At 52.2% G+C, this 9,104-nt stretch carries 6 protein-coding genes and 1 rRNA gene; 6 read left to right on the plus strand and 1 reads right to left on the minus strand.

Going from position 1 to position 9,104, the window contains the following annotated elements; genetic code table 11:
- Positions 1 to 67: 67 nt before the first annotated feature.
- A protein-coding gene (locus tag OCV58_RS11945; RefSeq protein ID WP_154877980.1) for an IS3 family transposase occupies positions 68 to 1,449 on the minus strand; the annotation gives its coding sequence in 2 pieces (ribosomal slippage) (positions 68 to 882 and positions 882 to 1,449; 1,383 coding nt in all).
- A 176-nt stretch (positions 1,450 to 1,625) separates the two neighbouring features.
- Between OCV58_RS11945 and cdaA the strand changes: the two genes are divergently transcribed.
- The 6 genes from cdaA to OCV58_RS11975 form a co-directional block, all read left to right on the plus strand.
- Positions 1,626 to 2,438: a diadenylate cyclase CdaA gene (gene cdaA / locus OCV58_RS11950; protein WP_087478312.1), complete on the plus strand. Its 813-nt coding sequence runs from the start codon at positions 1,626 to 1,628 to the stop codon at positions 2,436 to 2,438.
- A 1-nt stretch (position 2,439) separates the two neighbouring features.
- The gene (locus tag OCV58_RS11955; protein WP_239386332.1) at positions 2,440 to 3,351 is read left to right on the plus strand and encodes a CdaR family protein; all 912 of its coding nucleotides are present in this window, start codon (positions 2,440 to 2,442) and stop codon (positions 3,349 to 3,351) included.
- A gap of 16 nt (positions 3,352 to 3,367) precedes the next feature.
- Positions 3,368 to 4,975: an NAD(P)/FAD-dependent oxidoreductase gene (locus OCV58_RS11960; RefSeq protein ID WP_267312924.1), complete on the plus strand. Its 1,608-nt coding sequence runs from the start codon at positions 3,368 to 3,370 to the stop codon at positions 4,973 to 4,975.
- Complete coding sequence (gene glmM, locus OCV58_RS11965; RefSeq protein ID WP_154877982.1) at positions 4,968 to 6,323, plus strand: phosphoglucosamine mutase; 1,356 nt, start codon at positions 4,968 to 4,970, stop codon at positions 6,321 to 6,323. Before OCV58_RS11960 ends, glmM begins: the two co-directional genes overlap by 8 nt.
- A gap of 275 nt (positions 6,324 to 6,598) precedes the next feature.
- On the plus strand, positions 6,599 to 8,428 hold the full coding sequence (gene glmS, locus OCV58_RS11970) for a glutamine--fructose-6-phosphate transaminase (isomerizing) (protein ID WP_095629643.1): 1,830 nt from the start codon (positions 6,599 to 6,601) through the stop codon (positions 8,426 to 8,428).
- A gap of 338 nt (positions 8,429 to 8,766) precedes the next feature.
- Positions 8,767 to 9,104: ribosomal RNA gene (locus OCV58_RS11975) — 16S ribosomal RNA — on the plus strand; the annotation flags it as partial.

A 9,104-nucleotide genomic window follows, 5' to 3' on the forward strand; every position in this document is an offset into this window, starting at 1 on the left:
TAAGCCTCCTATGATTTAGATTGTATCATAGAAGACCTATACCTGGCAGTTATTTACAGAAAAAGCTTCACATAGTCGTTTTTTCTTTGATTCGTTGCTCGTTATAGTATTTGATATACTGTTCGATAGCTGATTTCAATTCTTCGTAGCTATAATACACGACGCCGTAGTACATTTCTTGTTTCAGTAAGCCGAAGAAGTTTTCCATCACCGCATTATCCAAACAATTCCCTTTTCGGGACATGCTTTGAAAAATCCGCTCTTGCTTGAGCTTACGGACGTACGCCTTCATTTGGTATGCCCAACCCTGGTCGGAATGGAAGGTTCGGCGATAGGGGCAATCCGCCGTGATGCGGATCGCTTCCGCCTGTGCTTCTAATATATTTTCGGCCGAAGGACGGTTCCCTATTCTATAGCTGAGGATTTCTCCATTGAACATATCCATAAAGGGATCCAGATACAGCTTATGCTGCGTCAGATGCCCTTGGGCATCCACTTCATAGTATTTAAATTCTGTCGTATCTGTTGTGATTTTCTGATGGGGAACCGTCGTGTGGAAGCGACGGCGTATCCGATTGGGAGCGATGGTTCCCACCTTACCTTTGTAAGAGCTGTATCTGCGGCTCTTTCGCGTAAAACAAGTGACCTGAAGGCTCAGCTTTTGCATGATACGCTGTACTTTCTTCTTGTTCACGCGCCATCCCTGATTGGTAAGCTCACCCGTGATTCGCCGATAGCCATAGGTGGTATGCTGTTTGCAGAGTTCCTGTATGGTATCTTCTAATTCTTTGTCCGGATGTTCGCGGCCCATGCGTTTCTGCCAGTACATGTAGGTTGCCTTCGGCAAATGGGTGTAGGAGAGAAGATCTTTTAGTTTGAATTGTCCTCGGAGACTGAAGATGACGTTCGCAACCTTCTCCGTTTTGCTTCGTCCTCTAACCGCAGTCTCCTCAGTTCTTTTAAAACGGCATTCTCTATACGGAGTTTGAGAAGTTCATCCTCTAATTTCTTCACGTGCTCTGCGCGGGTATCAACCTCCGTATGCTGAACTTGTGCTTCTGTTTCTTTTGCTTGCGATGTACTCAATGTCTTCTTCCTGCCTTTCCTGTGCGGTCTTAACGCATCCGGCCCGGCTATTTTAAAGTCATTTACCCATCTGACAAGTAGCGACGGATTGTTGATTCCCATTTGAAGAGCCAGTTCCCGATACGAGAGTTCGCTTGTTAAGTAAGACTCTACCACAGAAAGCTTTTCTTCGAAAGAGTATTCTTTCCGGGATCGAGATCGTTTTAACCCATTATCCCCCAATTTTTTGTAGGCAGCAACCCACGTTTTTAACTGGCAACTGCTCGACATGCCATGTTTTTGTGAAATGGAAGCGTAGCTTCCCTGATTGTCCAAGTATTCTGATACCAGTTGCTTCTTAAATTCATATCTGTGTTTCGCCATAAAAAAACTGACCTCCAATCGTTAGATTTTTGGTCTAACATTTGGGGGTCAGTTCAAAGAGCTCCTGGCTGCGGCTTCGTTTTTGTACGAGCCTGCGGGCTTTATTTTGAAGTAAAAATAGTGTACAATGAATTTACTTAACCATTATTCTTTTGTCGCCGTAATGGAGAACTAACATGAGCGTATCTATTCAGGGATTTATCAGCAGCTTTCGCCTGCTTGACATATTGGATATTCTGCTTGTCGCCTTTGTGCTGTATAAACTGTTCATTTTGATTCGCAACACACGGGCCGTGGCCCTGATCAAAGGGCTGCTGGTGCTCGGCGCCGTAACGGTCGTCAGCCGGGTCCTGGATCTGCACGTCATCAACTGGATGCTGCAGCAGGGCATGACGGTTATATTGGTCGCCTTGCCGGTCGTTTTTCAGCCGGAGCTGCGGCGCGCCCTGGAACAAATCGGGCGGGGCCGGTTTCTGCAGTCGGGCCATGTGCTGAACGCCAAGGAGCTGGAGCGGCTTATCGATGAAATCGTGGCGATTACCGATTCGATGTCCAAAACGCGGACCGGCGCGCTGATCGTCTTTGAACGGGAAGTGGGCTTGAACGACTACATCGATACGGGCGTTCCCATCGACGGCGTCGTGTCGCGGGAGCTGCTGGGAAATATATTTATTCCCAATACGCCCCTTCACGACGGGGCTGTCATTATTCGGGAAAACCGCATCATGGCGGCAGGATGCTTGCTTCCGCTCACGGCGGACCGTTCCTTGTCTACGGAGCTGGGGACGCGGCATCGCGCGGCTATCGGCCTCAGCGAGATGGCCGACGCCGTCGTCGTCGTCGTCAGCGAAGAAACGGGCTCTATTTCATATACGTACGGCGGTCATATTTACCGTCACTTGGACAGCAACGCCCTGCGCAACGTGCTGAAGACCTTCTTGAACAAGACGCCTCAGGGCTTAGCCAATATTTTCAAGTGGAGGCCGTGATATGATGAATAAGCTTGACAAAAAATGGCAATTAAAGATTATTTGTCTGTTAATGGCGATCGTGCTGTGGTTCTTTATCATTAACGAACAGAATCCCATGAGCGAAGGCAGCTATACGGTGCCGATCGTCGTGGAAAACCTCGACTCGCAGTACATTACATCGAACGTGCCGAAGACGGTCTACGTACGCCTGTCCGGGCCGCGCAACACGATTATCAACGTAGGGCCGTCGGATATTAAAGCCTATATTGATTTGTCCGATGCCCAGGAAGGCGAAATGAGCGCCCCTGTCCGCATAGAAATTCCGGCGGGGACGGAGCTGAAAAAGCAGAGCATGACCTCGGCTGACATTATGGTCGACGTATACACCGTGCGGGAATTGGCACTGACGCCGCATTTGGTAGGACAGACGAAGAACGATATTTTCGTCAGCAGCCTGAAGGTCGTGCCGGAAAAGGTCGTCATCAGTGGCGCTCGCCGTCTTGTCAAGCAAGTGGAACAGGCTGTCGTGGAAATTCCGATCGAAGACAGGATAGACGACTTTTCTATCATGGCGCCTATCCGGCTGGTGGCGGCGGACGGTTCCCGCGTCGAAGGACTGGAAATGACGCCGTGGCAGAGCAATATCCGCATATCCATCGGTCATAATGCCGTGACGAAAGACATTCCCGTTTACGTGACGACGGAAGGGGACGTGTCTCCGTCTGTATCGCTGAAAGAAATCAAAATCAATCCGAATACGGTTGCCGTAAAGGGAGACGCGAATATTCTCAAGAATTTATCCCGCATCGACTTGCCGCCTATCGATATTTCAGGCTTGAAGCAAGATAAGAAATGGAAGATTATCGTATCGCCTGTAAACGGCGTCATCTTCGAACCCGATACGATCGAAGTTGCCGTAGACGTGGAATAGTAAAGGAGCGAATTGCGTGCTAAGGGTAATGAATATCCGCACCGGCGTGCCTATGAAGAAATCCATAGAGGCGCTGGTAGCTAAAAAGCTTCGCTGCAGCCCGGCAGATATAGAGCATATCTGCGTCGTGCGGCGTTCTGTAGACGCGCGGCGGAAGCCGAATATTTATCTGGTATTTACGGTAGACGTCGCCTTTCATGACGAAGAAAAAATATGGCGGCGCTGCCGCGACGCCAAGGATGTCCGCCGGATTGCGGAAACTGCCTATGTTCCGCCGCAGCCCGGCGACGTCGTGCTGCGCCATCGTCCTGTCGTCGTAGGCACGGGGCCGTCGGGATTAGCCGCGGCGCTGGCCTTGGCGCGCGGCGGGTATAAGCCGATCGTATTTGAACGGGGCTGCGACGTAGATACGCGGACGGCCCATGTGGAAGAATTCTGGAACGGCGGAACGTTCCGGCCCGAGTCGAACGTGCAGTTCGGCGAAGGCGGAGCCGGCACGTTTTCCGACGGCAAGCTGACGACGCGGGTGAATCATCCGCTCCTGCGCCATATCCTTCAGACCCTGGTCGATGCGGGAGCGCCGCCGGAAATTTTATATGCCTATAATCCCCACGTAGGGACGGATATTTTGCGGAACGTTGTAAAAAATATGCGTCATATGATAGAATTGGCAGGTGGAACGGTTTGTTTTCAGAGCCGCGTGACTTCCATACGCCGGGATGAACGGGGAAGGGTATGCGCCGTTATCGTCAACGGCGAGGAGGAATATGAGACGGACGTCGTCGTTTTAGGCATTGGGCACAGCGCCCGGGATACGTATTACATGCTTTACGACGAAGGCGTCGTCCTGGAAAAGAAACCCTTTGCCGTCGGCGTGCGCATCGAGCATGACCAGCAGGTCATCGATCGCGGGCAATACGGCTGCGACGCAGCGGAATTGGGATTGGATCCGGCCGATTACGCCTTGGTGTACCATAGCCCGGAAGGCCGGTCGTGCTATTCTTTCTGCATGTGTCCCGGCGGAGCCGTCGTGGCGGCAGCGTCAGAAGAAGGGCGGGTCGTGACGAACGGCATGAGCCTGTATCGGCGCGACAGCGGCGTGGCCAACAGCGCCTTAGTCGTCAACGTGACGACAGACGACGTCGGCAGCGGGCCCTTGGCCGGCATCGAGTTTCAGCGGCGGTACGAGGAGCTGGCGTATAAGGCAGGAGGCAGTAATTACCACGCGCCGGCTCAGACCGTAGGAAGCTTTCTCAAGGGCTCCTCTCCGGCAGAAGGGGCGGTGCATACGTACCGGCCCGGCGTGACTTGGACTGACTTGCATGGCGTGCTGCCGGACTTTGTGACCAGTACGCTGGAACAGGCTTTACCGTACTTCGGCCGCAAGATTCGCGGCTTTGACGACGACGGCGTCGTCATGACCGGTGTGGAAACGAGAACCAGTGCGCCCGTGCGCATCGTGCGCGGCGAAGACCGCATGGCTGTTGATGCGGCGGGATTGTATCCCGTGGGGGAAGGCGCAGGGTATGCCGGCGGCATTATGAGCGCTTTTCTCGATGGATTGGAAACGGCAAATGAAATCATTCGTAAATATCAACCTTTGGAGGTAGTTGTAAATGGCTAGATTGTTTGGTACTGATGGTGTGCGGGGCATTGCTAACGATTCCCTGACGCCGGAATTGGCATATCATTTAGGCAGGGCCGCCGCGTATATTTTTGGACAAAATAAGGAACACCCGACATTTCTTATCGGCCGCGACACGCGCCGTTCCGGCACCATGCTGGCCAGCATTTTAGCAGCGGGCATCGCGTCTGCCGGCGGCGAATGCTATATGGTCGGCGTGATTCCGACTCCGGCCGTCGCCTATTTGACGAGAACGCATCACATGGATGCCGGCGTTGTCATTTCGGCGTCCCACAATCCCTTTGAATACAACGGCATTAAGTTCTTCGACGGGTACGGATACAAACTTCCTGATGAAATGGAAGACCGGATTGAAGAATATATGCTTCGCGACGAACGAGCCGGTCTGCAGAGCCGGCCTGTAGGTGCCGGCATCGGCACGATTTCCTTGTGGACGGATTTGCAGCAGGAATATGCCGATTTCGTATGCAAGTCGACAAATGTAGATTTATCGGGTTTAAAGGTCGTGTACGACGGTGCCAATGGCGCGGCCTATTCTATCGGGCCGGAAATCCTGAAGCGCCTGGGGGCCGAAGTCATTGCCATTCATACGGAGCCGAACGGCGTGAATATCAATGACAACTGCGGCTCCACCCATTTGGAAGATTTGAAGGAAACGGTGCTGCGCTGCGGCGCCGATATCGGCATTGCCAATGACGGCGACGCCGACCGCTGTCTGGCCGTCGATGAAAAGGGGCAGGATATGGACGGCGACCAGATCATGCTGCTCTGCGCGCTGAAGCTGAAAGAAGAAGGCCGCTTGAAGCAGGATACGGTCGTAGGAACGGTAATGAGCAACATCGGCTTCCACAAGGCCTTGAAAGACATGGGATGCCGTACGGAAACGACGGCTGTCGGCGACCGGTATGTCCTGGAAAAAATGCGCAAGGACGGCTATTCCTTAGGCGGCGAGCAGTCAGGCCATATTATTTTCCTCGACTATAATACGACAGGCGACGGACTGCTGACGGCGGTGCAGCTTCTCAGCATCATGAAGCAGCAGAATAAGCCGCTGTCAGAATTAGCGGCCCTCATGACCCGTTATCCCCAGATTTTAAAGAATGTGACTGTGCAGACAAAATCGGGATGGGAAGAAAACAATCTCATCATGGCGGCTATTTCAGCGGGAGAAGCGGAATTGGGCGACGAAGGCCGTATCCTGGTCCGTCCGTCCGGCACGGAGCCGCTGATTCGGGTTATGGCGGAAGGGCCCGACCTGGAACAGCTTCAGCGTATCGTCGACGATATTGCCGTCGTCGTAGAGCATGAAATGGGTCCCTCCAAGTAGGTATTGACCTAGGTGATAAAATATATTAGAATGTGGGAATGAAGTGATGAAGTTCGCTTCATTCCTGTTTTTTTTACAGGCGTTTGGAAATCCTTCGTAAAATGGATAGCGCTAGTGCCCGCCGGCAACGGCGGGCGGACGAGGAAGAGGAGTATCGAACATGTCAGCGGATGCCTCTCGGCAGCTTCAGTCGTTACATGGCGGAAAAGCATTGCGGCAACGGAATGGACAATGTCGTCGTGGGAAGCAAATACACACACTAGGAGGTTATATGTATGTGCGGTATTGTAGGGTATATTGGAGGAAGAGAAGCAGCTGATTTTTTGATGGACGGCTTGACGAAGCTGGAGTACAGAGGCTATGATTCTGCCGGCATCGCCGTGTATCATGACGGCGCGATTGCCGTGCGCAAGAAGAAGGGACGCCTTGTGAATCTGGCTGAAGAAGTGAAGGCCCATCCTGTCGTCGGAACGGTCGGCATCGGCCATACGCGTTGGGCTACGCACGGCGGACCGTCGGATCTCAACGCTCATCCGCATACGGATGAAGCCGGCAATTTCGCTATCGTCCACAACGGCATTATCGAAAACTACATGGAATTGAAGGAAGAGCTGCTGGAAAAAGGCTACCGCTTTAAGTCGGAAACGGACTCGGAAGTCGTTGCCCACTTGTGCGCCGACATGTACGACGGCGATTTTACGCGGACCGTACAGCGCGTGCTGGCCCGGCTGCGCGGCTCGTATTCCCTCGTGTTCATGAGCCGTTTTGAACCGGATAAGATCATTTGCAGCAAAAAAGACAATCCCCTGATTGTCGGTCTCGGCGAAGGCGAAAACTATATAGCCTCGGATATTCCGGCTATTTTGAGCTATACGCGCAAGACCTATATCATGAACGACGGCGAAATTGCCATCGTAAAAAAGGACAACGTATGGGTTACTGATCTGGAAGGAAATCCCATTTCTAAAAAAGTCTTTGAAGTCAACTGGGATGCGGAAGCGGCCGAAAAGGGCGGCTATGAACATTTCATGCTCAAGGAAATTTACGAACAGCCGAAGGCCATTAAGGATACGATGGGCTGCCGCATTTCCGAAGACGGTTCGCACGTGCAGTTTGAAGAATTGAACTGGACGATGGAAGACGTTACGTCTATCGGCAAGATCATGATTACAGCCTGCGGTACGGCGTATCACGCCGGGTTGCTGGCAAAATACTTTATCGAAAAATTGGCCCGGATTCCCGTCGAAGTAGATATCGCCTCGGAATACCGCTATAGAAATCCCCTGACGGACAGCAAGACGCTGTGCATCGTCATCAGCCAGTCCGGCGAAACCATCGATACGCTGGCCGCGCTGAAAGAAGCGAAGCGCTTAGGTGCTCGTTCCCTGGCGATTACGAATGTCGTCGGCTCGTCTATTTCCCGCGAAGCCGATCAGGTAGCCTATACCTGGGCCGGCCCGGAAATTGCTGTCGCGTCGACCAAGGCTTATACGACGCAGCTTGTAACATTGCTGCTGCTAGCTCTGTATATGGGACGTTTGAACGGAACGCTGACTGCCGATGAAGAGTCCCGCATTCTTCATGACTTGACGGCTGTTCCCGATTTGTGCCGTAAGATTTTTGACTGCGCTGACGAAATCAAGGCGATGTGCAGTTCCTTCGAAGGCAAAGAAGACGTTTTCTTTATCGGCCGGTCCATGGACTACGGCTTGGCTATGGAAGGCGCTTTAAAATTAAAGGAAATTTCCTATATTCACGCCGAATCGTATGCCGGCGGCGAATTGAAGCACGGCACGCTTTCCCTCATTGAAGAAGGCGTTCCCGTCATCGCTTTGGCTACGCAAAAAGACGTGGAAGAAAAAATGATCAGCAATATCAAGGAAGTCAAGGCCCGCGACGCCTATGTCATCGGCGTAGTGCAGGAAGGCGATACGGAAGTACGGAAGACTGTAGATACGTTGATTACCGTTCCGGCTTCGGATAATTTTGTCGTACCTATTATGGCGATTATTCCGTTGCAGCTGTTGTCCTACTATATTGCAGTCAGCCGGGGCAACGACGTCGACAAGCCGAGAAACTTGGCGAAGAGCGTTACCGTAGAATAAGTAATAAAGGCGAAGAAGGCAGAGAATTGCTCTCTGCTTTCTTTTTTTTATAAAAAATCTCTTGACAACAGGGCGAAAAGAGGATATACTAAACAAGCTGTTGCGGCAGGGCGCCGCGGCAGGCCGGATACCGGTTCGCTTGAAAAGAACTTCGAAAAAAGTGCTTGACAAGCCCGGGCGAGTCTGGTAAGATATACAAGTCGTCGCGAGACGGCATGGCCTTTGAAAACTGAACAATGTGATACGAAACAATACGCCAGAGTGCGAGGTCTTAGCAATAAGATTTCAAAACAGGTAATACCAATAATAAGTAAGAACGAGCAATCAGCTCTTCACATATCATGGAGAGTTTGATCCTGGCTCAGGACGAACGCTGGCGGCGTGCTTAACACATGCAAGTCGAACGGGAGGACATGGGAAGCTTGCTTCCTATGGACTCTAGTGGCAAACGGGTGAGTAACGCGTAAGCAACCTGCCCCCCGGATGGGGACAACAGCTGGAAACGGCTGCTAATACCGAATACGTTTTCATTGCCGCATGGCAGTGGGAAGAAAGGTGGCCTCTGAATATGCTACCGCCGGGAGAGGGGCTTGCGTCTGATTAGCTAGTTGGAGGGGTAACGGCCCACCAAGGCGACGATCAGTAGCCGGTCTGAGAGGATGAACGGCCACATTGG

This window comes from Megasphaera stantonii (assembly GCF_025567065.1).
GTDB lineage: Bacteria > Bacillota > Negativicutes > Veillonellales > Megasphaeraceae > Megasphaera > Megasphaera stantonii.

Coding starts and splice junctions, on each gene's coding strand:
- cdaA (WP_087478312.1), top strand. CDS start 1,626: ATGAGCGTATCTATTCAGGGATTTATCAGCAGCTTTCGCCTGCTTGAC.
- OCV58_RS11955 (WP_239386332.1), top strand. CDS start 2,440: ATGATGAATAAGCTTGACAAAAAATGGCAATTAAAGATTATTTGTCTG.
- glmM (WP_154877982.1), top strand. CDS start 4,968: ATGGCTAGATTGTTTGGTACTGATGGTGTGCGGGGCATTGCTAACGAT.
- glmS (WP_095629643.1), top strand. CDS start 6,599: ATGTGCGGTATTGTAGGGTATATTGGAGGAAGAGAAGCAGCTGATTTT.